Annotated in this window: 26 protein-coding genes; 14 read left to right on the top strand and 12 right to left on the bottom strand. The window is 40.3% G+C overall.

The features are described from left to right. Positions 1 to 55: 55 nt before the first annotated feature. The 4 genes from H5120_RS11605 (at position 56) to H5120_RS11590 (ending at position 5,186) form a co-directional block, all read left to right on the top strand. Positions 56 to 2,341: a penicillin acylase family protein gene (locus H5120_RS11605; RefSeq protein WP_182674476.1), complete on the top strand. Its 2,286-nt coding sequence runs from the start codon at positions 56 to 58 to the stop codon at positions 2,339 to 2,341. Between the two features lie 58 nt (positions 2,342 to 2,399). Further along, the gene (locus H5120_RS11600; RefSeq protein ID WP_039486908.1) at positions 2,400 to 3,248 is read left to right on the top strand and encodes an MBL fold metallo-hydrolase; all 849 of its coding nucleotides are present in this window, start codon (positions 2,400 to 2,402) and stop codon (positions 3,246 to 3,248) included. Positions 3,249 to 3,336: 88 nt separating this feature from the next. Continuing rightward, entirely contained in the window at positions 3,337 to 4,869 is a 1,533-nt protein-coding gene (locus H5120_RS11595; protein WP_024595458.1) for a bifunctional GNAT family N-acetyltransferase/carbon-nitrogen hydrolase family protein, read from the top strand. Continuing rightward, positions 4,869 to 5,186: a multidrug efflux SMR transporter gene (locus H5120_RS11590; protein WP_002962354.1), complete on the top strand. Its 318-nt coding sequence runs from the start codon at positions 4,869 to 4,871 to the stop codon at positions 5,184 to 5,186. Before H5120_RS11595 ends, H5120_RS11590 begins: the two co-directional genes overlap by 1 nt. 67 nt (positions 5,187 to 5,253) lie before the next feature. Here H5120_RS11590 and H5120_RS11585 read toward each other — a convergent pair whose 3' ends face one another. After that, positions 5,254 to 6,132, bottom strand: a complete 879-nt coding sequence (locus H5120_RS11585; RefSeq protein WP_182696179.1) for a DMT family transporter — start codon at positions 6,130 to 6,132, stop codon at positions 5,254 to 5,256. A 239-nt stretch (positions 6,133 to 6,371) separates the two neighbouring features. On the opposite strand from H5120_RS11585, the gene H5120_RS11580 reads away from it, so the two are divergent. Then, a complete protein-coding gene (locus tag H5120_RS11580; RefSeq protein WP_182674474.1) occupies positions 6,372 to 6,755 on the top strand; it encodes an MAPEG family protein in 384 nt (127 codons plus the stop codon). 73 nt (positions 6,756 to 6,828) lie between these two features. On the opposite strand, the gene H5120_RS11575 is transcribed toward H5120_RS11580, so the two are convergent. From H5120_RS11575 to H5120_RS11565, 3 genes are all read right to left on the bottom strand, one after another. Beyond that, positions 6,829 to 8,037 (bottom strand): TonB family protein, encoded by a 1,209-nt coding sequence (locus H5120_RS11575; RefSeq protein ID WP_182674472.1) that lies wholly within the window; start codon positions 8,035 to 8,037, stop codon positions 6,829 to 6,831. Positions 8,038 to 8,046: 9 nt separating this feature from the next. After that, the gene (locus tag H5120_RS11570; RefSeq protein ID WP_007377323.1) at positions 8,047 to 8,421 is read right to left on the bottom strand and encodes a BlaI/MecI/CopY family transcriptional regulator; all 375 of its coding nucleotides are present in this window, start codon (positions 8,419 to 8,421) and stop codon (positions 8,047 to 8,049) included. A 102-nt stretch (positions 8,422 to 8,523) separates the two neighbouring features. Further along, on the bottom strand, positions 8,524 to 9,216 hold the full coding sequence (locus tag H5120_RS11565; protein ID WP_182674470.1) for a pseudouridine synthase: 693 nt from the start codon (positions 9,214 to 9,216) through the stop codon (positions 8,524 to 8,526). Between the two features lie 109 nt (positions 9,217 to 9,325). Between H5120_RS11565 and H5120_RS11560 the strand changes: the two genes are divergently transcribed. Both H5120_RS11560 and H5120_RS11555 read left to right on the top strand, forming a co-directional pair. Next, positions 9,326 to 9,631, top strand: a complete 306-nt coding sequence (locus H5120_RS11560) for a DUF6482 family protein (protein WP_002961002.1) — start codon at positions 9,326 to 9,328, stop codon at positions 9,629 to 9,631. Between the two features lie 40 nt (positions 9,632 to 9,671). Beyond that, positions 9,672 to 10,079: a GNAT family N-acetyltransferase gene (locus H5120_RS11555; RefSeq protein WP_182672083.1), complete on the top strand. Its 408-nt coding sequence runs from the start codon at positions 9,672 to 9,674 to the stop codon at positions 10,077 to 10,079. 10 nt (positions 10,080 to 10,089) lie between these two features. On the opposite strand, the gene H5120_RS11550 is transcribed toward H5120_RS11555, so the two are convergent. The 8 genes from H5120_RS11550 to H5120_RS11515 form a co-directional block, all read right to left on the bottom strand. After that, positions 10,090 to 10,446 carry a HopJ type III effector protein gene (locus tag H5120_RS11550; protein WP_008136149.1) on the bottom strand — a complete coding sequence of 119 codons (357 nt, stop codon included), beginning with the start codon at positions 10,444 to 10,446 and terminating at the stop codon, positions 10,090 to 10,092. 21 nt (positions 10,447 to 10,467) lie between these two features. After that, positions 10,468 to 11,571, bottom strand: coding sequence for a retroviral-like aspartic protease family protein (locus H5120_RS11545; protein WP_182674468.1), 1,104 nt, complete (start codon positions 11,569 to 11,571; stop codon positions 10,468 to 10,470). Positions 11,572 to 11,599: 28 nt separating this feature from the next. After that, complete coding sequence (locus H5120_RS11540) at positions 11,600 to 12,307, bottom strand: HAD-IA family hydrolase (RefSeq protein ID WP_182674465.1); 708 nt, start codon at positions 12,305 to 12,307, stop codon at positions 11,600 to 11,602. Between the two features lie 10 nt (positions 12,308 to 12,317). Beyond that, entirely contained in the window at positions 12,318 to 13,262 is a 945-nt protein-coding gene (locus H5120_RS11535; protein ID WP_182674463.1) for a tyrosine recombinase XerC, read from the bottom strand. Continuing rightward, positions 13,259 to 13,870, bottom strand: coding sequence for a DUF484 family protein (locus tag H5120_RS11530; protein ID WP_182674460.1), 612 nt, complete (start codon positions 13,868 to 13,870; stop codon positions 13,259 to 13,261). Before H5120_RS11530 ends, H5120_RS11535 begins: the two co-directional genes overlap by 4 nt. Then, positions 13,867 to 14,697, bottom strand: coding sequence for a diaminopimelate epimerase (gene dapF / locus H5120_RS11525; RefSeq protein WP_182674459.1), 831 nt, complete (start codon positions 14,695 to 14,697; stop codon positions 13,867 to 13,869). The genes H5120_RS11530 and dapF overlap by 4 nt, the downstream gene beginning before the upstream one ends. 64 nt (positions 14,698 to 14,761) lie before the next feature. Then, positions 14,762 to 16,015 (bottom strand): diaminopimelate decarboxylase, encoded by a 1,254-nt coding sequence (gene lysA / locus H5120_RS11520; protein ID WP_002960983.1) that lies wholly within the window; start codon positions 16,013 to 16,015, stop codon positions 14,762 to 14,764. Next, entirely contained in the window at positions 16,016 to 16,210 is a 195-nt protein-coding gene (locus tag H5120_RS11515) for an LPS translocon maturation chaperone LptM (protein ID WP_182674457.1), read from the bottom strand. A 168-nt stretch (positions 16,211 to 16,378) separates the two neighbouring features. Between H5120_RS11515 and cyaY the strand changes: the two genes are divergently transcribed. From cyaY to H5120_RS11480, 7 genes are read left to right on the top strand one after another with little or no spacing between them, the layout of a single operon-like run. Next, positions 16,379 to 16,702 (top strand): iron donor protein CyaY, encoded by a 324-nt coding sequence (cyaY, locus tag H5120_RS11510; RefSeq protein WP_002960979.1) that lies wholly within the window; start codon positions 16,379 to 16,381, stop codon positions 16,700 to 16,702. Further along, positions 16,699 to 17,355 (top strand): alpha/beta hydrolase, encoded by a 657-nt coding sequence (locus H5120_RS11505; protein WP_182674455.1) that lies wholly within the window; start codon positions 16,699 to 16,701, stop codon positions 17,353 to 17,355. Before cyaY ends, H5120_RS11505 begins: the two co-directional genes overlap by 4 nt. A gap of 22 nt (positions 17,356 to 17,377) precedes the next feature. Further along, positions 17,378 to 18,355 (top strand): DUF2914 domain-containing protein, encoded by a 978-nt coding sequence (locus H5120_RS11500; RefSeq protein ID WP_182674452.1) that lies wholly within the window; start codon positions 17,378 to 17,380, stop codon positions 18,353 to 18,355. A 35-nt stretch (positions 18,356 to 18,390) separates the two neighbouring features. Then, positions 18,391 to 19,329 carry a hydroxymethylbilane synthase gene (hemC, locus tag H5120_RS11495; RefSeq protein WP_024594617.1) on the top strand — a complete coding sequence of 313 codons (939 nt, stop codon included), beginning with the start codon at positions 18,391 to 18,393 and terminating at the stop codon, positions 19,327 to 19,329. Further along, positions 19,330 to 21,171 carry a uroporphyrinogen-III synthase gene (locus tag H5120_RS11490; RefSeq protein WP_182674450.1) on the top strand — a complete coding sequence of 614 codons (1,842 nt, stop codon included), beginning with the start codon at positions 19,330 to 19,332 and terminating at the stop codon, positions 21,169 to 21,171. Next, on the top strand, positions 21,168 to 22,277 hold the full coding sequence (locus tag H5120_RS11485; RefSeq protein WP_182674448.1) for a heme biosynthesis HemY N-terminal domain-containing protein: 1,110 nt from the start codon (positions 21,168 to 21,170) through the stop codon (positions 22,275 to 22,277). The genes H5120_RS11490 and H5120_RS11485 overlap by 4 nt, the downstream gene beginning before the upstream one ends. A 51-nt stretch (positions 22,278 to 22,328) precedes the next feature. Next, complete coding sequence (locus H5120_RS11480; protein WP_182674446.1) at positions 22,329 to 25,016, top strand: CHASE domain-containing protein; 2,688 nt, start codon at positions 22,329 to 22,331, stop codon at positions 25,014 to 25,016. Positions 25,017 to 25,035: the final 19 nt, after the last annotated feature.

The following is a 25,035-nucleotide window of genomic DNA, read 5'->3' as shown; positions in this document are numbered from 1 at the left end:
ACTGTGGTTATTATATGTGCTTAACGCTTGGTCAAAACGTGCAAAGGAAACGGTGATGTTTAAAGTAATCAAACGCTTGTTGTTATTAATTGTGATATTAGGGCTGGCAAGTACCGCTGTTGTTTATGGGGTACTTAGTTTAAGTTTACCCGCCCTTGATGGAAACGGACGCAGTAACGCGGTAGCAGAGCCTGTAAAAATTTCGCGAGATGCATTAGGGCAAGCAGTAATAAACGCCAATAGCCGAAACGACGCCGCCTACGGTTTAGGTTATGCGCATGGGCAAGACCGATTTTTTCAAATGGATTTACTAAGGCGTAATGCCGCAGGTGAGTTAAGTGAATTATTTGGCCAAGCAGCGTTGGGGCTCGATAAAAAAATACGTTTTCATCAATTACGTAAACGCAGCCAAATTATTTTACAAACCTTGCCAGAGGCAGATAAGCAATTACTTAAAAGTTACGCTCAAGGTGTAAACGAAGGCTTAGCGCAAGTAGGGTATTCAAGCTTTGAATATTTACTAACAGGTGCAGCGCAAAAGCCATGGCAAAGTGAAGACAGCCTACTTGTGATATTTAGCATGTACCTTGATTTACAAAGCGCCACATTTGAGCGCGACCAAGCACTTATTCAAATTGAGCAAGCATACACAAAGCAAATGGTTGATTTTTTAACGCAACCGAGTAAGTACCAAGCCGCGCTTGATGGCAGCAAATTAGCGCCTTATAACGGCGGCATACCTACCTTTCCAACTCAAACAAAGCATATAGTTAAAAGTATTGAAGCTAACCAAGAGCGCGGCAGTAACAACTGGGCTGTTACAGGGGCGCTTACTAAAACAGGTGCTGGTATGGTGTCGGATGATATGCATTTATCGATGGCAGTACCTGTAATTTGGTACAGGGCACAATTAAATTACATGCACAGTGGTGAGCAGACTCAGGTAACCGGAGTATCGCTGCCCGGAGCACCAGCCATTGTTGTTGGCACTAACAACAATGTTGCATGGGGATTTACTAACGGTTATTTAGATACTGCCGATTGGATTGCATTAAACGATGATAGTAAAACATGGCAAGTTGATGAATCGATTGCATTACCCGATGGGGAGGTTGAAAACTATTCATTAATACTCAGTGAATACGGACCTGTAAAATATATTAACGAAAAACCTTATGCGTTGAGCTGGGCTGCCCATCAGCCTTATGCCGTTAATATGCAGTTATTAAAATTAGAGCAAGCCAAAACGGTAGATGATGCACTTGCTGTAGCAAGCGATGTGGGCATTCCGGTGCAAAACCTAATGGTGGTAGACAGCCAAGGTAGCGCAGCGTGGAAAAACATGGGCGGTATACCTGCTCGTAAAGCGCCAAGTGTGCTTGGCGTAAATGCCGATGACTACTCAGCGCTTTGGCAGCAAAATGAATTACAACGCCCTTTTATTAAAAACCCGCAAAACGGTCGATTATGGACTGGTAATTCTCGCGTGGTATCGGCTGAGGATGACTCGCGTTTTGGTAATGGTGGTTATGCACTCGGCGCACGTTCGAGTCAAATTCGCGATAGATTATTTGAAAAACAAACATTTGCTGAGAGCGACTTTTACGCATTACAACTTGATAATCAAGCTCGCTTTTTAATGCCTTGGCATGCTCTGCTATTAAAGCAATTAAAAGCCGATATAACTAAAAATCAGCAATATATAACAGCGCTTGAAAACTGGCAGCAATGTGCGTGTTCAACCTCCACAGGGTATACCTTAGTTAAGCGCTACCGCGATGAAGTGATTAATATTTTATTTAGCAATATGGAAGATGAATTAAATAAACAACAAGGCACACTTAAATACGTAAAACGAGATTTAGAGCCCGCTGTTTGGCAGCTTATAAACAACAAGCCCGACGCATGGATAAACCCACAATTTAAAAGCTGGGATGAGCAGTTACAAGGAGCATTTAGCCAAACTATTACTAAGCTTACAGAACAATTTGGTAATAACGTACAAAACTGGCAGTGGGGCAAGGTAAATGAGTTAGTGATAGAGCATCCGTTTGCAAAGCAAATGCCGTTACTTGCTAAGTTATTAAATATGCCCACAGCAGCGGGTTTTGGAGATAGTTATATGCCCGCCGTACAAGGGCGTAGTTTTGGCGCATCGCAGCGTTTTATTGCTCAACCTGGGCATTTAGAGCATGCAATTTTAGCTATTCCCGGTGGGCAATCGGGGCACCCTCTTTCTGAATTTTACAGAGCGGGGTTTAGTGATTACGTAGAAGGTAAGCATACGCCTTTATTGCCTCAAGAGTTAATACATCAAATAGTAATAAAGCCGACACGATGAACTAAAGTATAGCTAAACACGTTCTATATAATTACCAATAAAACAACAGAGAACTAAAATGAAAAAAATACTACCCGCATTAATAACAGGTTTATTACTAAGCACTACAGCGCAAGCAGATGATGGCCCAGTAACAGCACAAAAGCTAAGTGAGCATGTATACGTACTATTTGGGCAAGGCGGTAATATTGCAGCAAGTGTAGGTGATGATGGCATTTATATTATTGATGATCAGTTTGCCAAACTCTCAGATGATATTAAAAAAACCATTAGCGATTTAAAACCAGGCAGTGCAGAGTTTGTTATTAATACTCACCATCATGGCGATCATACCGGTGGCAACGAGAACTTTGCTAAAGCGGGCGCGCACGTTATAGCGCACGACAATGTACACAAACGTCTAGAAGAGCAGCACGGGGAAGGGTCTGACTTTTTACCGCGCATTAGTTTTGGTCATGACTTAAAACTGCATTTTAATAACGAACACGCCCATGTAGTGCATTACGAACATGCACACACCGATGGCGATTCGGTTATCTTTTTTAGTAACGACAACATAGTGCACATGGGCGACATTTACTTTAATTTTGGTAGCTTACCGTTTGTTGATGTAGATAGCGGCGGCAGCGTTGATGGTATTTTAGCGGCAGTAAACGATGTAGTTAATCAAATTGACGACAACACTAAAGTAATACCAGGACACGGCAAGGTAAGTGACCGTTCAGGACTGATAGCGTATGGTAAGCTAGTTCAAAACGCGAAAGACGTAATGCTAAAAGCAATGCAAAATAATGCAAGCTTAGAGCAAGTACTTAAAGCCGATCCATTGGCTGAGCTGAATCTTGAATACGCAGGCTGGTTACCAAAAGAGAAAGTAACCACACTTTTTTATCGTAGCTTAAAGTAGTACGCGTAACGTAAAAAACATGATACAAAGCTGAGTGTACTTTAACGTACATTCGGCTTTTATTTTCTTATGCCCAAAGGAGTTGTGTATGTCGGCAGAAAAAACCCATCTTGAAATTTGTAACTTAACCAGAGAGCAATATCCGCAAATTAAAACCTTGATGGATCAAGCGTATCCCGACCTAGGCGGTGCGTGGCCAAGTCATACCATTTTTAGATTAATAGACCAATTTCCTGAAGGGCAAATAGGTATTGTAGATGACGGCGTGCTGGTGGGCTTAGCATTAAGCGTGCAGGTTGATTACACGCGTTTTTCAAACCCGCATACATACGAAGATATTGCAGACGGTCACGACCGTGTATTTAGCGATACCGACGGCGATGCGCTATACGGCTTAGATGTTGCTATTAGCGAAAGTCACAGAGGCATGCGTTTAGGTCGTCGCCTTTATGATGCCCGTAAAGAATTGTGCCGCCAATATAACTTACGCGCTATTTTAGCTGGTGGGCGTATTCCGCGTTATTACAATCACAGCAGTGAAATGACGCCAATGGAATACATTGCAAAAGTAGATCAAAAAGAACTATACGATCCTATTTTGAGTTTTCAGTTATCTAACGATTTTCAGGTAAAACGCTTACTTAAAAAGTATTTACCGGAGGATCAAGAGTCCGTTGGTTACGCTACTTTACTTGAGTGGAATAACATCATGTATGAGCCAACAGACACGGTACTTGAGTCAACTAAATCAATCGTGCGAGTAGGTGCTGTGCAATGGCAAATGCGTTGCGTTGAATCAGTTGAAGAAATGCTAAAGCAGGTTGAATACTTTGTAGATACCGTATCTGACTACAAAAGTGACTTTATATTATTCCCTGAGTTTTTTAATGCGCCACTAATGGGGCTAGGGAATCAAAGTAATCAAACAGAAGCGATTCGCTATTTAGCGGAATACACCGAAACATTTAAAAACGCCATGTCGCGTATGGCAATAGAATACAACGCCAATATTATTACCGGCTCTATGCCACTTGCCGAAGATGATAAAATTTATAACGTAAGTTACCTGTGCCATCGTAGCGGTAAAATAGACGAGCAACGTAAAATACATATTACCCCGCATGAGCAAAACGATTGGGTTATTCAAGGCGGCGACAAAATTGCCGTGTTTGATACCGATGCTGGTCGTGTAGGTATTCAAATTTGTTACGATGTAGAGTTTCCTGAGCTTTCACGCATATTGGCCAAACAAGGGTTAGATATTCTGTTTGTGCCATTTTGGACTGATACTAAAAACAGTTATTTACGTGTGCGCCACTGTGCACAAGCGCGTGCAATAGAAAACGAATGTTATGTGGTAATTGCAGGTTCGGTGGGTAATTTACCAGAGGTAGAAAGTCTTGATGTGCAGTACTCACAATCGGCGGTATTAACGCCATCGGACTTTTCGTTCCCGCACGATGCAACACTTAACGAAGCCACACCAAACACCGAAATGCTGCTATTTAGTGACCTTGATATGGATAAGCTTAAAATACTTCACAGCGAAGGCACAGTGCGTAACTTAAAAGATCGCCGCGAAGATTTATACGAAGTGATTGTTAAAAAGAGAGACGTTTAATGGCGTGGGTGTACTTAATTATTGCTGGGTTACTTGAAATTGGCTGGCCGATTGGCTTAAAAATTTCGCAAAACGCTGATACACGCTGGCAAGGCATAGCAATAGCGGTGGTATTTTTAGTCGCTAGTGGTTTTATGTTGTGGCTTGCACAAAGGCAAATATCAATGGGCACCTCATACGCCGTATGGACAGGTATTGGCGCCGCCGGTACGTTTTTAGTGGGTATATTGTTTTATAACGATGCCGCTACATTTGGTCGTATTGCGGGAGTATTAATGATTATTAGTGGTGTGATAACACTAAAAATCAGCTCTTAGAACCAGTTCTTAAAGCGATAAAAAATTATAACAGCGCAGGTATAAAAGCCTGCGCTTTTTTATGCCCTTAATTCGGCAACATAACCAAAACAGCGGCAATGGCTATGAGTATTAAGCCTGCTGTATCTTGTTTCTTAAGTGGCTGCTTTAACCAAAGTACGGCAATTAGCATGGTAAAAAACACTTCAACCTGTCCAAGTGTTTTAACGTAAGCAACGTGCTGTAAGCTCATTGCACTAAACCAGCCAATAGAGCCGACACAACTAAAAACACTAATTGCGGCTGTAGTACCTTTGTATTGCCATAGTTTACTAAGTGTTTGCGGCTCTTTTAATAATAAATAGCCCAGTAGTATTAGTGTTTGTAAGCTAATTACAAACAGTAAAACCCAAGCTGCTGAGTGAGGAAATAGTAATCCTGAGTTTAAACTCGCTTCTCGTACCCATAGCGATGTAAGTGCAAAGCAAGTACCACAAGCCAGTCCTAGTAATGCTGTTTTAGCATTAAAGTGTTTAACGCTTGTTATGCCGCTGAGTAGCAATACGGCAATAGCGCCAAAAAACACACCAAGCCAACCGAGCAAAGAAAGTGCCGAGCCAAAAAATAATACACCTAAAATAGCAGCTACTAATGCCTCGCTTTTGGCAAGACCAGCACCTACAGCGTAATTATTCATTTTAAATAGCTTAACCATTAAACCAGTGGCAAGTATTTGCATCACACTTGCGCCTACAATAAATCCCCAAAAGGCATTATTAAACGTAGGCATGGCGGTATCTTGATATTGATACAAACCATATAAATACACGCCAGCAATAGGGCCTGCAATAATAAAGCGAGAGAGTGTTACGCCAGCCACACTCACATCGTTACTTAATTTACTTTGCAGGGCATTACGCCATGCTTGCATGAAGGCGGCTAAAAAAGTGAAAAATATCCAGGTCATGGTCGTCATCGTTAAAATGTAAGGCAGTAAAGTTAACAAGCTTTGTGAAGTAAAGCGATGCATTAACTATGATGTTGAATATTCATCATCTGCGACATTATGTCGCATGGGTTTGAGGATAAATTTAGCTATAGTAGGTCTGATGTTATTGTTAGCCGCCAGAGTTTGTCATAAAACGTATCTGGCGGCTTTTTTATTACGCTTATGCTAAATTATCCGAAACATCAAAAGGATAAATTATGACAACATTAGTTGTATGTGCATTACTTGCGGTATTAATGCCTTACTTTGCAAAAGTGCCGGTTGCTATAGCAATGGCCAAATTAGGTCGATACGACAATAAACACCCAAGGGCGCAACAAACAAAATTAACCGGCTTTGGTGCACGGGCGCTCGCTGCTCATCAAAACTGTTTTGAATCGCTTGCTGTTTTTGCTGTCGCTATTGCAGTTGTACTGGGCACTAACTCTGTAGGTGCAGTGACCGAAACGCTAGCGGTTACGCATATTGTGTCGCGTATTTTGTATTGCGTTTTTTACTATATGAACCTAGATATAATTCGCTCATTAGTGTGGTTTATTGGTTTGGGTACAGCCATATCCATGATTGTGGTGAGCTTATAACTTTATGGCGTAAAACCACAAAGCAAGCAGCCTAAAAGGGCGCTTGCTTTGTAGTCTTGAACAACTCGAGGTGTTAATGCGATACTTTAATTCGCTCAATTAAATCGGTAGGCGCTACTTCACTATTAATCGCAAAATCTAGTTGCACAAGTACATCTTCAAAACCTGAATCTGATGCTTTATATTTCCATTTTGCTAGCGCCTCTTTCGCTGATTTATCAAAAACATCTTTAGGTTTAGATTGAATAACACTAATGTTTTTTGTTTTACCGTTTGCTGCAATATCGTATTTTAATACAACAGAGCCGCTGATCCCTTGTTGGGCTGCTTGTATTGGGTAAGCAGGTTCAATGCGTATTGTTGGTGAAATGTGATCCTCTTTAGTCATTGCCTCTGGTTGCTTTGCAATCGCTAAGCCGCTTAGCATGCTTGCGGCTACAAGTAATAAGCCACCTTTAGCAAACTTTGAACGCTCCCCGCTGTGTTTTATATTAGTAAGTCGTTGTAACATGGTTTTTTTATCTCCGTAGTGTGAATAAGCCATAAGTCCTGTGGGCGCATTTGCCGCGCAGTTTATTAAGGCTTTGCTATATAAAATATGTTGTTGTGTGGTTTTATTGGCAAGTACCCGTTCATCACAAGTTAGCTCTTGTAGTCGGCGCATGCTTGCGTAACAAAACCAAGCTAGTGGGTTAAACCAAAGTAAAATAGTAGGTAGTAACATAAGTGCGTTTGTTAGGTTGTCTTTGCGTTTTATGTGTACGTTTTCGTGCTCTAAAATAAGCGCTAATGTGGCTTTATCAAACTGGGTATTGTAGTTACTCGGTAACACCAGCTTGCTGTTTAAAATACCGACCACCATTGGCGTGGCTACATGTTGGCTGGTATAAGTTTTAACATCAGCGGTAAGAGTGCTTTCAAATTGGGTTAACTCAGTTAACTGCAGGCTTTTAACAAAGCGGGTATGCGTAATAAAGCTAGCTATTAATAACCCTGCGGTAATAAGTACATACATGAGCGCCCAGCTAATACCTACCTCGTTTGTAAAAGGCTGGTTAGGGGTGATTAAGTAATGGTTAATATTGCTATTTTGCAGTGGTTTAATCGCATTTGGTAAATTAGCAATCACTAATGCCGCAGGTAATAGCCATGCTAATTTATATACAAACCGCGAGCCAAGGGCTTTTAAAGCAAATCGCTCAAGTAAAATAAATCCACAAAACAAAATACTTAATAGTAATTGCTGCTCAATTAACCAATTAAAACCAGTTTGAATAACCATGTTAATCCCTTATTTTTGGTTTTTTTCCCAGTCATCTATAACTTTTTTAAGCTCGTTTATATCTTGCTGAGAAAGCTGCTCCGATTTAGCAAAACCACTTACAAGTGGCGCAATACGCCCACTAAAAAATCGCTCAATAAAGTTTTGGCTTTCTTTTAGGGTGTAGTCGGCGCGCTCCATACAGGGAGTATAAATATATTGGCGACCTTCTTTTTCAAATGTAAGTGCGCCTTTTTTTACTAGTCGACCTAGCAGGGTTTTAATGGTTTTTTCGTGCCATTGCTTATCGTCACTTAAGCGCTCAATTATTTGGCTCGCGGTGGCGGGGTAGTTAATCCAAAGTGCGTCGAGCACGTCAAACTCTGCTTTTGATAATTCAATCATTTTATCGCCTACAAGTGTAATCTTTAATTTAAGACTACATCTGTAATCTATTTTTGCAAGTTTATTTTTTAACTTTTTGAGATGTAGTTAAGTGATTTGGTATTAGATTTTTGAAATATCGGTTTTATTAATTTGTATATATTGGTTTTCAGGTAGGTTTAGCTTTGAAAGGGTGAGGTCACTAAATTGCACTCTAAATAAATCAATTACTTTGTATCCGCAGTAATGCGCCATTTTACGTATTTGTCTGTTTAGCCCTTGTTTTAAAACAATACTAAACTGATTACTGGCTATTTTATTTACCTCACAAGGCAGGGTTATGTGTTTATCAACGGGTACGCCTGCTGCCATTTTTTTACAAAAAGCATCGTCTAAAGACTTATTTACGGTGACTAAATAATGTTTAGGCTGGTGGAAGTCAGGATGTATTAGTTGATTACAAAAATCCCCATCGTTGGTTAAAATAAGCAAACCACGAGAGTCTTTATCTAATCGACCAATAGGGTAAACACGGGTGAGTGTGGGCAAATGGTGAATAAGGCTGGCAGGGTCATCAATATTTAATTTACAGTCAATACCTACTGGTTTGTGGTACGCAAAATAAACTAAATCGGCAGCACCTTTAATTTCTTTTTCGTTCACTATTATTGTGTCTTGCTCATCAACGTGATCTATATGATTTGCTGGGCGATTATTTACAGTCACCACACCTTCATCAATTAAGCGCGATGCCTGTTTACGAGAGCAAATACCTGCATGGGCAATATATTTAGCGAGTCGGATTTTTGTGCTCATAACGTGTGACGCCAGCGGCTAATAAAAATTTGATCGTGATTATAGCAAAGCTGCGTATCGATAATGTTAAATAACCAGAACTCAGGTTAAATATAAAAAGGTAGCCAAGATGGGTATTAAATTTTCACAGTTAAAAAAGCACGAGCCGCTACAAAAAGTTATTGTTCACTCGTTAGATATGGCGCTTTATCAAGTATCGGTAATGATTAATAACGTTGAATACTATGTAACAGAAGACAGCGGTGAGTTTTTAAGAGCGCTCAGCCCACTGCATGTTCAAAAGCGTTTTGAAAAAATAGCGTACGCACAGATGATGTTAAGGCAAACAAGCGCTTACGACGAAATGTGCGGCCAGCCGGATAAAACCAGCAGCAATATGCTTGAAGTACCTTATGGTAAAAATAATCTTTATTGATTGAGCTAATTTGCTAGTATCTGCTTTTTAAGGGCGATAAATGTATCAATTAAAAGTAGATAATACCGATGCGTTAAACTCAGCGCTTCGCGCACAAATGGTTGAATTTAACGCCCAGCATTTTGATGTGCAAAGAGTGCCATTAGGCTATAAATTTACTGATGAGCAGGGCGAGCTTGTTGCCGGTATTAGTGGGTGTGTGTTTGGAAACTGGCTGATGATTAGTTGGCTTTGGTGTAGCGATATTGCACGAGGTAAAGGGCTTGCAGATAAATTGCTAACGGCACTTGAGCAAGCTGCTATTGAGCTAGGTGCTACAACTTCTCAGCTTGATACACTTGATTTTCAAGCAAAACCCTTTTATGAAAAGCGCGGTTATAGTGTTAAGTATCAACTTAATAATTACCCACGCTCAGGTACGCGTTACTTTATGGAAAAGCCACTTTAATTTTTGTTGGCTATTTTTCTTTTAGTGGCTTGCCTTCAAAGGTAATACCTAAAAAAGGTGTTGCCTCTGGTGCTAACATAAACGTGCGAATGTTCATGTGATCATCCCCTTTAGGGTTTTGCAGCACGTCTTCTCGGTAAAACTTACCAAAACAATCCAACGTATTTTGTTTGCTTAAATCGTTTAATTTAGCAAACGCAAAAATTTTACATGAGCCGTTGTTCTCACTCGCAGCGCTAAGTAATCCATGGTTATTAAAGCCACATGCAGTAAAGTCGTAATTTGCTTCTATCACGGCCATTGTATCGGTAAATTGAATGCTTTTTGGGTTTTCAGCAAGTGCTTTTAAATAGTTATTTAGTGTCATGTGTTACCTTTGGATTTTTAATTATTTAGCGCTCAACTCTAGCTCATCTGTTTGCTGATTTATATTGAATTTAAATCGCGATAAAAAGTTCATTCCTAGCAAACCTTGCCCACGGGTGTTTTCAATGCTCAACACTTCAAAACCATAAATAATTTGCGAGCCCACTTTAAACGATTCAATTTGATAACGCTTTACAACAATTTGACCATTAGCTGTGTTGACCGTTACATCGCCTAAATACAAAGGTTGTGGCGAAATTTGCTCAATTATACTTGTAGGGAGTGAGGTTACGCTTGCGCCTGTATCAATCATTAGTTCGGTTGATAGGTTATTATTTATTTCGGTGTTTATTAAGTAATGCGCGCCATACGGCGTTAAAGCAACGAAGTCGTCTTGCGATTGTGCTTTATTGATCATCGCTTGCAGTGTTTGCACTTGGCTTTTTAGATTGTGCTGGTTTGGCATTCGATCAAGGGTTGCTTGTGCGCTAATTAAATCGCCTTGCTGATAGTAGGCATACGCAAGCGGATATAAAAACTGCGCGTTATCGCTTTTATAATCAAGCCAAATTTGTGTTTGCTCAATAATAGCTTGCCAATTTTGTTGCTCAGTTAATGTGTGTAATTCGTTTTGAGTGAGCGTATTTAAACGTGTATTTACATTACTTTGCTTATCAGCAGGTTGTAATGAATTAAGCTCAAATAAAGCAATAATGGCATTTTGTGTTTGCTCGCTATTTATTAAATACTCAACCTGTAAATTAAGTAACTCTACGTTATAAGGGCTGTTATTTAATAGCGCATTGAGAAATGATTCGCTGAGTAATAAATTGCTATTTAGCCATGTTTTAAGCTGTATCAGCCACGATGAATAAAGGTTTTTTGCGATTTCTGGATTGCTGTTTTTGAGTTGTTGATAGCTACTAAGTGCGGCTTCAAATTGGTGTTTTTTAAACTGCTGCTTTGCCGTATTTAATAGCGTATTTTGTTGTTTAGACGATATGCTTTTTTCAGCACCTTGCGTTTTTTGTACTTTGGTTGGCGCGGGCTGCGGCCACAATAAATAAGCGTTAAGGCTAAGTGAGCCAATTAATAGCAAGGTAATTAGCTTGGTATAGTGGCTCATTGTGACCTCTTATTTAATGCAATTGGTATTATTTAATAAAGTGCGTTAAGGCATGAATATTGGCTATTTCAATATCAGCCAGCCCTTTATAAGCATAATTGGCGCCTTGATCGTTTAACCATACCGATTGGCAACCGGCATTATTTGCGCCTTGTACGTCGGTATCTAGGCTATCGCCAATGTGTAAAATTTCACTTTTAGCAACGTTTAAGTGCTCGGCGGCTTTATCAAATAAGGTGCTGTGAGGTTTTGCTTTACCGTGCATACCGGCTTGTAATACAAGCTCAAATTTATCGTGTAAGTTAAAGCGTTCAATTTCAACATTACCATTAGTTATAGCAACCAGCGTAAAGTGCTGGGCTAAGTTATCTAGCAGCTTTAGTACGTCGTCGGTTACCACTATTTTACTGCGCGCATTGGCAAAGGCGTTGTAGGCAGCATCGGCATGATGCTCTACCTCTTGCTCGTTCAAATCTAGTTTAGAGAGGGCTAAGCGCAGTGTATGTTGGCGCCATTTAGTGACGTTATCAGCAAGTTCAGGTAACTTTAATACGGCCTCATTGCGGCATTGTTGCCAGTATTTTGGGCCTTGGGCTAAGTAGCTCGGGAGCGCGTTTAAATAATCTTGCTGCGCTTTAACCGCTGCTTTTATAATGGGGTGATTGTTGTAAAGAGTGTCGTCTAAATCAAAGCTCATGACAGAAAATGGCTTAATAGCACGATTAAATCGGATCATTTTTATTTACCTAATCAGTTCGTTTTTTTGCACGAGGGTGAGTGTTGTCGTACACCTTGGCTAAATGTTGAAAATCTAAATGTGTATACACTTGTGTAGCCGACAAACTGCTGTGCCCTAGTAACTCTTGCACTGCGCGTAAATCACCAGATGATTCTAAAATATGTGACGCAAACGAGTGGCGTAGCTTATGCGGATGAACCTGCGAGCTAATGCCTTGTTTTATTCCCCACTCTTGCATGCGTAGGCGCACTTGGCGAATCGAAATACGGTTTTTTTGGCTACTTAAAAATACTGCTATTTCATCGGGCTTTGCAAACTGAGGGCGTATTGTGAGCCATTTTTTTAATGCGTCTAACGCTTTTTTGCCCACCGGAATTAATCGCTCTTTATTACCTTTACCACGCACTAAAATTTCACCATTGGCAGCGCTAATATCTTGCATGTTAGCGCCAACTAACTCGCTTATACGCAGCCCAGATGAATACATTAACTCCATCATTGCTTTATCTCTAATTGCGAGAGGTTCGTCGTCGGGTATTTCGAGCAAGCGTGCCATTTGATCTACATCGAGATTCTTAGGTAGGGGCTTTGCAAACTTAGGGCCTTTTATACCTATAGCCGGATTATGGTAATGCGATTGCTCGGCAATATTTTTTGCTTTTAAAAACTTATATAAGCTGCGAATACAACTGAGCTTTAAGCTAATTGTACGGCCACTTAATTGCTTTGATCGCAGTGCCATGCTGTAGCGGCGAATATGTTCGCCTTGTACGCCAAACCAGTCATCACATAGTTTGCTAAAATATAGGGCTGCAAAGCCAAGTTGGCTTACGTATTGATTAACTGTGTGCGCTGAATATTGTTTTTCAAACTTTAAATAATCGCTAAATAGCATTATGGGTGTACGCCAGTGGTCGCTTAGCGCGGTAATATTAGGCGTATCGTCACTCATGCTAGTTTTTGTAACCGCAGGTGTAATGCGTTTATAAAGTCGAGCACAAACAGGTTATCTTGCGCGGGCTCAAAATGGTTTACGTTATTGCTACCAAACGCCAAAATAGCGATAGGGTGCTTGGTGTCGCCAATTAAATAAATAGCGACGGATTGTGTATCTTCACTAAATAATTGTTCGCGCTCTTGTTTATTAATTCGCCCTAAATAATGCCCAGAATGGGTAAGGCGATGCGCAATAAGCTCGTCGTACTCGGGATTGTATTTTACTAATTTGCAGTCGTTAACATCTTCACTTGAGCAGATTATATTGCGTAGATTATTTGCAAGAGCGTCAAAATCGTCATGATTCCAAAGCTGGCGATGACACTGGCTAAACAAACGATATACGAGTTCGTTTTGCGTTGCATGCTTGCTCATAGCATCTATTTGGCTTTTTAAAAGCGTGTTGTGCTCGCGTAATTGACGTTGCTGAATATGTACTAGTGACGTTGCACCTTGAGCTTGCTGTTGCAGCTCAAGTTGTGCGAGTAGCTCAGGGTGATGAACTAAAAAGTCAGGATGTTGCTGTAAGTAATTAATAACCTGCTCTGTACTTAGCTCGCTCATAGCGCTACTTGTCCGTCGAAAACATGCTCTGCGGGACCAGTCATACGTACCGGGTGACCTTCACCACTCCAGCGCACTTGCAAAGTACCGCCCGGCAAATCTACTTGAACGGTTGTTGATAATTTATTTTGCATATGACCAATCACCATTGCTGCACACGCACCTGTGCCACAGGCTAGGGTTTCGTTAACGCCGCGCTCCCACACTCTTAGCTTAATGTGTTCTTGCGATACAACCTGCATAAAGCCAATGTTCGCTTTTTGCGGAAAGCGTTCGTGGTTTTCGAGTAATGGACCCAATACATCAACTTGCGCGGTGGTTACGTCGTCAACTTCTAGCACGCAATGTGGGTTACCCATAGATACCGCGCCACTAAATACAGTGTGTTCTTGCGTTCTAATAATATAAGTAAGCTCGCGTTTGCTGGCTTTTAACGGAATTTTACTTGGCTCAAAATTAGGATGGCCCATGTTAACAGTTACTTGACCGTCTTTTTCTATGTAGAGCGTTAAGTTGCCCGACTTAGTCGATACACTAATTTTGTGCTTGTTAGTAAGGCCTTTCATGCGTACAAAGCGGGCAAAACAGCGTGCGCCGTTACCGCATTGTTCTACTTCGGTACCATCGGCATTAAAAATTCGATAATGAAAGTCGAGATCAGGAGAGTACGGCGCTTCAACCATCAGCAATTGGTCAAAGCCAATGCCAAAGTGGCGATCTGCCAGTTTTTTGATTTGGTCTCGCGACAAAAAAACATTTTGTGTAATGTTATCAATCACAACAAAGTCGTTACCTAAGCCGTGCATTTTGGAAAAATTAACTAACATAGCGCTCTAATTCGGTTTTGCTCTGTGCTAATCATGCCACAGAGCAGCTAGTAGACAAAAACGTTTATGGTAAAACTTTCTCACCTTGATAAAGGCTTTCAATAGTTTCGCGTTCGCGAATAAGGTGATGCTGCTGACCATCTACCATTATTTCTGCAACACGCGGGCGCGAGTTGTAGTTTGAGCTCATTGTAAAGCCATATGCACCCGCACTTCGTTGTGCAAGTAAATCGCCTTGTTTAAGCGCTAGTTCGCGGTCTTTTCCTAAAAAGTCGCCGGTTTCGCACACCGGACCCACAATATCAAAGTTGTGAGTAGGTGTTTCGTCGTCGCGAACGGATACCGGAATAATTTTTTGCCACGCTTGATAAAGCGCAGGGCGAAGCATGTCGTTCATACCTGCATCTACAATTGCAAAAAACTTGTCTTGGTTTTGTTTGATAAATTCAACTTGAGTAACCAAAATACCTGCGTTAGCTGCAATAGCGCGCCCTGGTTCAAAAATAAGTTCAAGATGTTTGTAGTTAGCTAAGCGTTCGGTAACTTGCGCTGCATATTCACTTGGGTGTGGTGGTTGCTCGTTGTCGTATGGCACACCTAAACCGCCGCCAATATCTAAATGAGTTAGCTCAATACCGTTAGTTTTTAGCTCATCAATAAGCGCCATTAATTTATCAAGGGCTTCTAAAAAAGGTCTAACTTGCGTTAATTGAGAGCCAATATGGCAATCGACACCAATTACTTTTAAACCAGGTAAAGCCGCTGCTTGTTGATAAACACTCACTGCTGTTTGAATATCAATACCAAATTTATTTTCTTTTAAACCGGTAGAAATATACGGATGTGTCTTTGCATCTATGTCTGGGTTTACGCGAATAGAAATAGGCGCTTCTAGGTTAAGCTCGCAAGCCACTTCAGAAATACGCTCAAGCTCAGACGCCGACTCTACATTAAAACATTTAATGCCCAGTTTTAATGCGTAAGCTATTTCGTCAGACGTTTTAGCCACGCCTGAAAAAACCACTTTAGAAGCATCGCCTCCCGCTTTAATTACACGCGCTAGTTCACCTTTAGATACAATATCGAAACCCGATCCTAAGCGCGCTAATATATTAAGTACGGCAATATTTGAGTTTGCTTTTACAGCGTAACATACCAAGCTTTTATGATTTTTAGTGGCGTTAGCAAATGCTAAGTAATGGCGCTCAAATGTAGCACGCGAGTATACATAACACGGCGTGCCGTATTGCTGCGCTATGCTTGCTACGCTGACGTCTTCGGCAAATAATTGGTTGTTTTTGTAGTTAAAATAATCCATTTATTGCTCCTGACTTTGCGATGCTTTAGCTTGCTCAGCGGTAGTGGCTAGTTTAGCTGTATTTTGAGGTTGGTTTTGCTCTGTTTGTTGCTCTGGTAAATATAACGGACCGCTTTGTCCGCAGCCAGCTAAGGCGCTTAACAGTACAGTGCTTATTAATAGTCTTTTTAATTGTAAGGTATGTGTCGCTTTCATTAGATTAATACGGTTGCTGGCTTTATAATCGCAGAGTAACAGAATATCTAAAAAATGCAGCTATTCGCGGATGATTTTATTCCTGTTACACTAGTTGCACATTTTTAAAGCTAATTTAAAGCTAAAACGTACCCAATATTAGGCGGCTCGCCTGCAAAGGAAATAACAATGACTGAACACGAATATCACCAATTAGCCGAAGCTCTTATGTTCACTATTGAAGAGCAGGTTGATGATTGCGAAGCTGATTTAGATTATGAATCGGCACAAGGTATTTTAGAAATTATTTTTCCTGATAAAAGTAAAATAGTGATCAATAAGCAAGCACCTCTTCATCAAGTATGGGTTGCGACTAAGTTTAACGGACATCATTTTGAAATGCGTGATGGGTTATGGATTGATAACCGCTCTGGCGCTGAATTTTGGGCGTTTATAAATGAAGCCTCAACTCGCCAAGCAGGCCAAGAAGTTAAGTGGCAATCATCACTATGAGTTTAGAATTTGTAGAATATGCAGCCCAAAGTGAACATAAAGCAACGGTTATTTGGTTACATGGTTTAGGTGACTCTGGGGATGGTTTTGCGCCAGTAGCCCCGCAGCTAAATTTACCAAGCGAGCTTGGTATACGGTTTATTTTTCCGCATGCGCCAGTGCAACCGGTCACCATAAATGGTGGCATGGAAATGCGCTCTTGGTACGATATTAAGTCTATAGAATTAGATAAGCGTGCCGATGAACAAGGCGTAAGAGAGTCTGCTGCAAAGGTAGAAGAGTTAATCAATAAAGAAATTGCTAATGGCATTCCTGCTAATAAAATAATTTTAGCTGGTTTTTCTCAAGGTGGTGTTGTGTCTTTGCATTTAGCGCCGCGCTTTGAGCAAAAGCTTGGGGGTGTTATGGCGCTTTCTACTTATATGTGTGTGCCACACAAATTTGCTGATGAAGCAAAACATACTGATTTAAACGTATTTATGGCTCATGGTAGCCAAGATAACGTTGTACCGCACAGTGCGGGTAGAAATGCGTTTGAAGTATTAACAGCACATAACATGGATGTAAGCTGGCAAGAATATCCAATGGCTCATCAAGTTTGCGCAGAAGAATTGCAAGCTATTCGCCAATGGTTAATTGCTCGTTTAAGCTAATTTTGGAACCGCTGAGGTCAATATGAGTCAAAAAATAGTTATAAAAGCAAATGTTAAACGCGAATTACAACAGAGCGTACCAACGGTAAGCTACGAGTGGAATTGGCGTCGTATTGTGAGTATTGCTATGTTGGTATTAATGACCTCTGCAGCAGTTGTTTATGGCTTAACCACCTCAGTTAATGCAGAGCAAGGCGAGCACCCAAATGAGCAGGAACAACTCTTAAATTTTAGCAGTGACGCTGAAAACCAAACAAGCGATGAGGTAATGGATGTTGAGCCTCAATCATCAGTAAACAATATCCCAGCTGAGTCTGCAGAGGTAACTCAAGCGATTGTTGAACCTTTGTTAGCTGAGCAAAATGAGACTCAACAAAGCATCTCTAGTAATACACCTGCCGAAGTAGACCTTGTAAATAATCCCCCGGCTTTGTTGGCTAACAACGATATTGTTACTGATCAAAGCGAAAGTATTAATACAGAGTTAAACTCAAACCTTGATAATGATGTGCAAGAAGAAACCGCAGAAGCCCAAAACGTAACTGAGCCTGCAAGTCAAAGTGACTTACTTTTAGAGTTAGAAAGTGATGATGGCGCATTGAGTGGCACTGAAGGTTTTTCCTCTACAGCACATGTGGCAAGTGTGGCATTGGGGGCGCAAATAGACACGGGTAAAATTAGTCGCGCGGTACTTACTCGTAAAGTAAGTAAGCGTGAGCCTACTAATGTGTTTGCTGCTGATATTAGGTTAAGCCAGTTTGAGGAAGGGTTATCGTTTTTTAGCGAGATTAAAAACCTTCAAGGCCAGCAAGTTAAGCATGTTTGGTCGTTTGAAGGTGAAACGATGGCTGAAATTACACTTAATGTTACTTCGCCTCGTTACAGAACGTACTCAACAAAAAATATAATGAACACACAAACAGGTCATTGGCGTGTTGATGTAGTTGATGAGCAAGGTAATTTAATTGCCCAAAAAGAATTTAGAATTTTAGCTGACTAAAACTGGCTAAACGCAGTAATTAATTGGATACCCCTATGACAGAAAAAACAAAATTAGTACGCATCGCAACGCGCAAAAGCGCTCTAGCACTTTGGCAGGCCGAATTTGTAAAAGCAGAGCTTGAGCGTTTTCATGCAGATGTGCGCGTAGAATTAGTCCCAATGTCGACGCAAGGGGATATAATTTTAGATACGCCATTGGCTAAAATTGGCGGTAAAGGCTTATTTGTTAAAGAACTAGAGCAAGCCATGCTAGATGGCCGAGCTGACATTGCCGTACATTCTATGAAAGATGTGCCAGTAGAGTTTCCTCAAGGGCTAGCACTGCATACTATTTGTGAGCGTGAGGATCCACGCGATGCGTTTGTATCAAACAATTTTGCTAATTTAAGTGAGCTACCACAAGGCGCTATTGTTGGTACTTCGAGCCTACGCCGCCAGTGCCAAATTAAGGCACTTCGCCCTGATTTAGATATTCGTGATTTACGCGGCAATGTAAATACGCGTTTAGGTAAATTAGATGACGGCCAATATGATGCTATTATTTTAGCGGCTGCAGGGCTTATTCGTTTAGAAATGGAGTCGCGTATTGCTGACTACATTGAGCCAGAAGTGTCATTACCAGCAAATGGTCAAGGCGCTGTAGGTATTGAATGTCGTATTGATGATGAAGTAACCAAAGCATTACTTGCACCACTTGAGCATACACAAACACGTATTCGCGTAAACGCAGAGCGTTCGATGAATCGCTATTTAGAAGGTGGTTGCCAAGTTCCTATTGGTGCTTATGCATTGGTTGATGGCGAACAAGTGCATTTACGTGGTTTAGTTGGTGCTGTTGATGGCAGCGAAATTTTACGTGACGAAGTAACAGGCCATGTAAATGACGCAGAAAAACTAGGTATTGAGCTTGCTAAAAAATTACTAGCTCAAGGTGCAGACAAAATATTAGCTGAAGTTTATAGAGACGCATAAATGACACATATTCTGATAACTCGGCCCGAAGGAAAAGGCGCAGCCCTTGCACAGCAACTTGAGCAAGCGGGTTATCAGGCGTCTTTATTTCCGGTATTAAAAATAACGCATTTAACACCCTCCAGCACTGAGCTTAGTCCGCTATTAAATGCAGATAAAATAATATTTATCTCGCAAGATGCAGTCAGTGCACTTTCGCAATTAAAACCAGATATAAATACCAAAGCGCAGTTTTATGCGGTTGGACAACAAACAGCCGATGTTATATATGAGCAATTTGGTGTGCGCGCAGCAGTACCAAAGCAGTATGATTCAGAAGGGTTACTTGCGCTTAAATCACTCGCCGAGGTGGGTGGCTGTAATATAGTATTAGTTAAGGGCCAAGGTGGCCGCCCTGAGTTAGCTAAAACGCTCAAAGAGCGCGGTGCTTTTTTAAATAATTGTGTTGTGTACAAACGTGAACCGACAGAGAGTATCACCTCTAACTGGACAGACCACTGGAAAAGCCAGAATGTACACGGTATAGTCATAACAAGTAATGCAGCAGTTGATGCTATATTTAAAAGCCTTACTGCACACCAACTACAATGGTTACAACAGTGCCGATTTTATGTTGCTAGCGAGCGTATAGCCGCTTATTTAAAGCTGCAACAGGTAAGTTCGGCTAATATACACATTGCAGCAGGGGCTAGCGATAATGCTATGTTTACCTGCATAAATCAGCAAGGTAGCAACATGAGCGAACAGTCAAAGCCAGTAACGGCAGAAAAAGCCACACCAACAATAGCTAACACGACCTCTGCTAAATCAACTAAGCAAGAGCCTACAGCTACAAAAAATACGGCAGACAAAAGTAAACAAAAAATAAGTAAGGTTGCAGTACTTGCGCTTCTTATTTCGTTAATTGTGGCCTCTGGTGTTGGATACGAGTTTTATCAAAAATTAAATGCTGGTAAGGCGCAAAACCTAGCCGTTAATGAGTTAAGCGAGCAAAATAAGTTACTCACCCAGGAGCTGCAAGCACTTAAATCGGCGCAATCTAATTTGCAACAAGCGCTGTTTAATAGTGAGGAAAAAGTTGCCGCAGCCCTAAATGAAAGTGCAGTTCAAAATCAGCAAGAATTGAAAGCCGCTTTGCAAAAGGCGCAGCAACAAGGCTCATCGTTAAACCCACAAGAAGTAACCAGCTTACAACGTATGGCTGAGTTTAAACTATGGGCTGAAAAAGATTATCAAGGCACTAGTGCTGTTTTAAAGCGCTTAGATGGATTGCTTAGTGAGCACCCAGGAACAGTTGAAGTTCGCCAAGCGATTATGCAAGATATACAAACACTTGATAGCCTTAAACCTGTTGCAACAGAGGCTATTTATTTACAGCTAAACAGTGTACTAAGCAGTATTGACGACTTAGTTTTTAATGCAGTTAATTTACCAGAAGAAGCAGCTGCAATAGATGAAAATGCTTTAAGTGGTGACGTGAGTGATTGGCAGCAAAACTTGAGTAATAGCTGGAATAAAATTGTGGATAGCTTTATTACTATTCGTCAGCACGAGGGTGTTTCCATTGAGCCATTACTTACGGATCAAGAGCGCCATTTAATAAATCAACGAATCAAGCTTAATATAACTCAGGCACAAGATGCACTTATGAGTAAGCAGGCGAGTATTTTCTTTAGCGCCTTAAGTGAAGCAAAACGTTTAGTTGGTGAGTACTTTAAGCAAGACGATGATACAACTAAAACGGTACTTAAAGCGTTGTCTAAACTTGAAAAAGAGCAGCTTAACTTTAATCCAAAAGTAACCTTAAACAGTACACAAAAGGTTAAGGAGTGGGCGCAATGATAGGGCTAATTATTTTAATTGTAGCTATTGTTGTTGTAATAGCGGTTACTCCATTCGTTCTAGATGAAAAAGGTTATGTACTTATTTCATTTAACAATACGACGATAGAAGGCACGATAGTATCGTTTTGTATAATGGCAGTCATTACCGCTGTTGTTTTATATTTAACATATAAGTTAATTCGTTATTTATTATCGATTTATCATAATACTAAGCATGGCTTTTTTGCACGTAGCCAAGAGCGCAAACAAGCAGCTATTGAGCAGGCTCTTTGGAGTGCTATTAATGATGATTACGAGCACGTAGAACAGGCTTTATCGGGTAATAGCGTACCAGATAAGTTTGAAGATATTCGCTTAGCATTACTTGCAAAAGCAGCGCTTGCTAATAATCAAACAGATAAAGCACTTGAGCGTTTATTTGAAATAAGCCTAGAGCATCAATTAAAAGTAGCAAAGCTATGGTTGGCAAGTGGCGATAGTAGCGCGATTGAATCACAAATGCGTATTAGCGCAGAAGCTAAAAAAGCCACCGCACTTGAGTTAAAACTTTATGCAGAAGTATTAGTACAGCAACAACACTTTAGTGCGCTGGAAGACTTTTTGCCGCGTTTACTGCGCAAAAAAGCACTTACTGATGCACAGTGGACGCAGTTATTTAGTGCTTATTTTAGTGCGTTAGATGCAGACAAGCTGAGTGAAAAATATAAACAGCTGCCTAAAAAGCTGCAAGCTCATGCCCACACCGCATATTTAATGCAAATGGCGCAAGCAGGTCAATTGGCTGTTATTGAAAGTGACTTAATTAAAATGGTTAAGCACAATGAGCAACACTTAGAGCTTGCCAATATATTAAGTAAAGCAACAGCAGCCGATGCAGCTAAGTTGCAAATAAGTATTCAAGAACGGCTTAAGAAGGATGATTCAAATAATTCACTATTACTTGCGCTAGCTTGCCTTGCTAATGCTAAGGGTGATTATGACTTAGCAGCTAGAATATTTGATAAAGCACTGAATAGTGAAAATAAAAAACAGTTCTCTGAACAAGCTGTGTTGAGTTATAAAAATAGTGCACAGGCAGAAAAGGCGCTCGTTTTATATCAATAAATGACTACACTATAACTACTTAGCATTTTTTGTAGTTCAGGAGCACAAGCTTTGAGAAAGTTTCTAATATTAACCCTTAGCTTGGCTTGTGCTTACTTCTTTACAGGATACTTTAGCAACTCACTTCTTTCTGTAGATGGCTATGCGGTCGCCTCCTGGCCGCCCTCAGGAATTGCTTTAGCGAGCTTTTTAATTTGGGGACGTAAGTCATTTATTGGCCTTGTTATTGGGGCTTTTTGTACTAACTTAATCCATCTTGAACGCACCGTAGATATTTTTCATTTTATTGTGCTTTTACAAGCTATAGGCATTACTTTAGCCTCTGTTTTACAGGCTTGGATTGGCCGACAAATTATAGTAAATGTTATAAAGGCTCCACTAGATTTATCTTCTTTAAAACACAGTGTGCAGAGCTTAATAGTAGCAGGACCAATATGCTGTGTTATTGCTGCAGGTGTGGGAACTAGTTTATTAGCATTGAATAATGTGATTCCGACCAATGCTATTTTTGATAGCTTTATAGCATGGTGGATTGGCGACAGTATCGGTGTACTTATATTTACTCCACTCATGCTCGCAGCCTTTAATTACACGCAAGTACGCCACCGTATGTTGGTAATTTTACCTTCACTATTAATTTATATACTAATCAGCGTTAGTTTTTATGGCGCTGCCAGTGTTAAAAAAGAAAAAGACATTCAAAAGCAAGAAGCCAAAATACTTACTGTGCAAAATGCTATAAGCCAGAAGCTCGATGGTATTACTGCTCACTTAGGATTGTTAGCTACATTTTTTGCTAGTAGTAATGACGTGAACTTTAAAGAGTTTAAACAATTTACTTCAAAGCAGTTGGACTATAGCCAAGAAATTTTAGCATTTGAATGGATACCTTATGTACCAGCAAATAAACTCGCAGATTTTGAAACACATGAAAATACAGCCACAGGCAAACCTTTATATATAAAAGAAAAGTCACTTGATGGAGGTTGGCAACCTGCAGGTCCTCGTAGTAATTACTTTCCTGTAAAATATGTATATCCCTTAAAAGATAATGAAGGTGTTTTAGGGTTTGATTTAGCTTCTAGTAAAGTAAGAGGTGCAGCGCTTAGCAAAGCGAAAGAGCTTAATGAACTTGCACTAAGTGAGCCAATTAATTTAGTCCAAAATACAGCTGAAGACGGTGTACTCTTTTTATATCCTGTTTTTGGAGAGTCGTCTACCGAAGATGATTTTCAAGGTTTTGTGGCAGCGATTGTCAGTCTGAAACGCTTATCGCAAACACTATTATTTGATCACAACAACTCAATTTCAGTCAGTTTTTTTGATACAACGATACCAGGGAAAAAGCAGGCAATTTATATTGCCGATACCGATAACTCGCAAACGCTGTTTAAAGAATATCAATTGTTGATTGGCAAACGCATGTGGCAGGTCGAGTTATATGAACCAATAGTTAGAACATCTTGGTTAATGTATTGGCTTGCACAAATAGTAGGTATGTTGTTTGTGTGGTTACTGATTACATTTTTGATTTCAGTTACTGGTACAAACATACAAATTCGCGAACAAGTGGCCAAGCAAACGCATACACTACGCAAAGAAAAACAAAAGGCAGATGAAGCGAGTCATATAAAGGGGCAGTTTTTAGCAAACATGAGCCACGAAGTCCGCACCCCTATTAACGGTATAAAAGGGCTGCATTATTTAGCGCTCCAGCAAAACGATTGGCAACAAGCTAGAAGTTACATAGAGCAAGCAGATGGGGCACTTGGTGTTTTACTGAGGGTATTAAACGATGTGCTCGACTTTTCAAAAATGGAAGCAGGCAAGCTAGACTTAATGCAAGAGCCTATTAATGTAGCGAGTTTAGCTGATGAAATGCTTAATTTACTTCAATTTGAGGCTGATATTAAATCGATAAAGTTAAGTCTCGATTTTGATAAAACATCAAATTTGGTCATTAATACCGATCCAATCCGCTTAAAACAAGTGCTGCTGAACCTGCTCAATAATGCGGTTAAATTTACAGGGGAAGGTGAAATCACTCTGAAAATTTGGCAATCGAAAAAAATGACTTATTTTAGTATTAACGATACGGGTATTGGTATTAGTAGCGAAGCACAAAAACAATTGTTTAAACCGTTTGCACAAGCTGATAGCTCAACCTCACGCCAATATGGTGGTACAGGCTTAGGATTAAGTATTTGCAAAAAACTGGTTGAGTTAATGGGTGGTGCAATTGATTTAGTTAGTTATGAAGGTAAAGGCTCTACATTTACATTTAGTTTGCCGCTAATATCGCCTTTACCAAAGGCAGAGCAAATTCAGCAGCAATACAACGAAATAGACGTAAGTACATTATCATTTACAGGCTATAAATTACTTTTAGTAGAAGATAATCCACTTAATCAGCATGTTGCTAATGCTATTTTAAAAACGAAAGGCTGTATTGCCGACATTGCTAACGATGGTTTTGAGGCCATAGAAAAGCTAGCCGAAAATAGCTACGACATTGTTCTTATGGATATTCAAATGCCAAAAATGGATGGACTCAAAGCAACAAAAGTAATTCGTCGTGATTTAGAGTTAATTGATTTACCCATAATAGGGCTATCGGCGAACGCCCATGACGAGGACGTTAAAAAGGCACTAGCCTGTGGAATGAATGGCTATATTACCAAACCTATTGATGCAAATACGCTTTTTAAAACTCTTTGGCATCACTTATCAGGAAAATAAGCTGTATCATTTTTTTGCA

It is taken from the genome of Pseudoalteromonas sp. SR43-2 (assembly GCF_014163885.1).
Lineage (GTDB): Bacteria > Pseudomonadota > Gammaproteobacteria > Enterobacterales > Alteromonadaceae > Pseudoalteromonas > Pseudoalteromonas distincta.
This window is presented reverse-complemented; position numbering and strand designations above follow the sequence as displayed.

Bases quoted from the DNA above. Each gene is read 5' to 3' on its own strand.
- H5120_RS11605 (WP_182674476.1), top strand. From the start codon at position 56: ATGTTTAAAGTAATCAAACGCTTGTTGTTATTAATTGTGATATTAGGG.
- H5120_RS11600 (WP_039486908.1), top strand. From the start codon at position 2,400: ATGAAAAAAATACTACCCGCATTAATAACAGGTTTATTACTAAGCACT.
- H5120_RS11595 (WP_024595458.1), top strand. From the start codon at position 3,337: ATGTCGGCAGAAAAAACCCATCTTGAAATTTGTAACTTAACCAGAGAG.
- H5120_RS11590 (WP_002962354.1), top strand. From the start codon at position 4,869: ATGGCGTGGGTGTACTTAATTATTGCTGGGTTACTTGAAATTGGCTGG.
- H5120_RS11585 (WP_182696179.1), bottom strand. From the start codon at position 6,132: ATGACCTGGATATTTTTCACTTTTTTAGCCGCCTTCATGCAAGCATGG.
- H5120_RS11580 (WP_182674474.1), top strand. From the start codon at position 6,372: ATGACAACATTAGTTGTATGTGCATTACTTGCGGTATTAATGCCTTAC.
- H5120_RS11575 (WP_182674472.1), bottom strand. From the start codon at position 8,037: ATGGTTATTCAAACTGGTTTTAATTGGTTAATTGAGCAGCAATTACTA.
- H5120_RS11570 (WP_007377323.1), bottom strand. From the start codon at position 8,421: ATGATTGAATTATCAAAAGCAGAGTTTGACGTGCTCGACGCACTTTGG.
- H5120_RS11565 (WP_182674470.1), bottom strand. From the start codon at position 9,216: ATGAGCACAAAAATCCGACTCGCTAAATATATTGCCCATGCAGGTATT.
- H5120_RS11560 (WP_002961002.1), top strand. From the start codon at position 9,326: ATGGGTATTAAATTTTCACAGTTAAAAAAGCACGAGCCGCTACAAAAA.
- H5120_RS11555 (WP_182672083.1), top strand. From the start codon at position 9,672: ATGTATCAATTAAAAGTAGATAATACCGATGCGTTAAACTCAGCGCTT.
- H5120_RS11550 (WP_008136149.1), bottom strand. From the start codon at position 10,446: ATGACACTAAATAACTATTTAAAAGCACTTGCTGAAAACCCAAAAAGC.
- H5120_RS11545 (WP_182674468.1), bottom strand. From the start codon at position 11,571: ATGAGCCACTATACCAAGCTAATTACCTTGCTATTAATTGGCTCACTT.
- H5120_RS11540 (WP_182674465.1), bottom strand. From the start codon at position 12,307: ATGATCCGATTTAATCGTGCTATTAAGCCATTTTCTGTCATGAGCTTT.
- H5120_RS11535 (WP_182674463.1), bottom strand. From the start codon at position 13,262: ATGAGTGACGATACGCCTAATATTACCGCGCTAAGCGACCACTGGCGT.
- H5120_RS11530 (WP_182674460.1), bottom strand. From the start codon at position 13,870: ATGAGCGAGCTAAGTACAGAGCAGGTTATTAATTACTTACAGCAACAT.
- dapF (WP_182674459.1), bottom strand. From the start codon at position 14,697: ATGTTAGTTAATTTTTCCAAAATGCACGGCTTAGGTAACGACTTTGTT.
- lysA (WP_002960983.1), bottom strand. From the start codon at position 16,015: ATGGATTATTTTAACTACAAAAACAACCAATTATTTGCCGAAGACGTC.
- H5120_RS11515 (WP_182674457.1), bottom strand. From the start codon at position 16,210: ATGAAAGCGACACATACCTTACAATTAAAAAGACTATTAATAAGCACT.
- cyaY (WP_002960979.1), top strand. From the start codon at position 16,379: ATGACTGAACACGAATATCACCAATTAGCCGAAGCTCTTATGTTCACT.
- H5120_RS11505 (WP_182674455.1), top strand. From the start codon at position 16,699: ATGAGTTTAGAATTTGTAGAATATGCAGCCCAAAGTGAACATAAAGCA.
- H5120_RS11500 (WP_182674452.1), top strand. From the start codon at position 17,378: ATGAGTCAAAAAATAGTTATAAAAGCAAATGTTAAACGCGAATTACAA.
- hemC (WP_024594617.1), top strand. From the start codon at position 18,391: ATGACAGAAAAAACAAAATTAGTACGCATCGCAACGCGCAAAAGCGCT.
- H5120_RS11490 (WP_182674450.1), top strand. From the start codon at position 19,330: ATGACACATATTCTGATAACTCGGCCCGAAGGAAAAGGCGCAGCCCTT.
- H5120_RS11485 (WP_182674448.1), top strand. From the start codon at position 21,168: ATGATAGGGCTAATTATTTTAATTGTAGCTATTGTTGTTGTAATAGCG.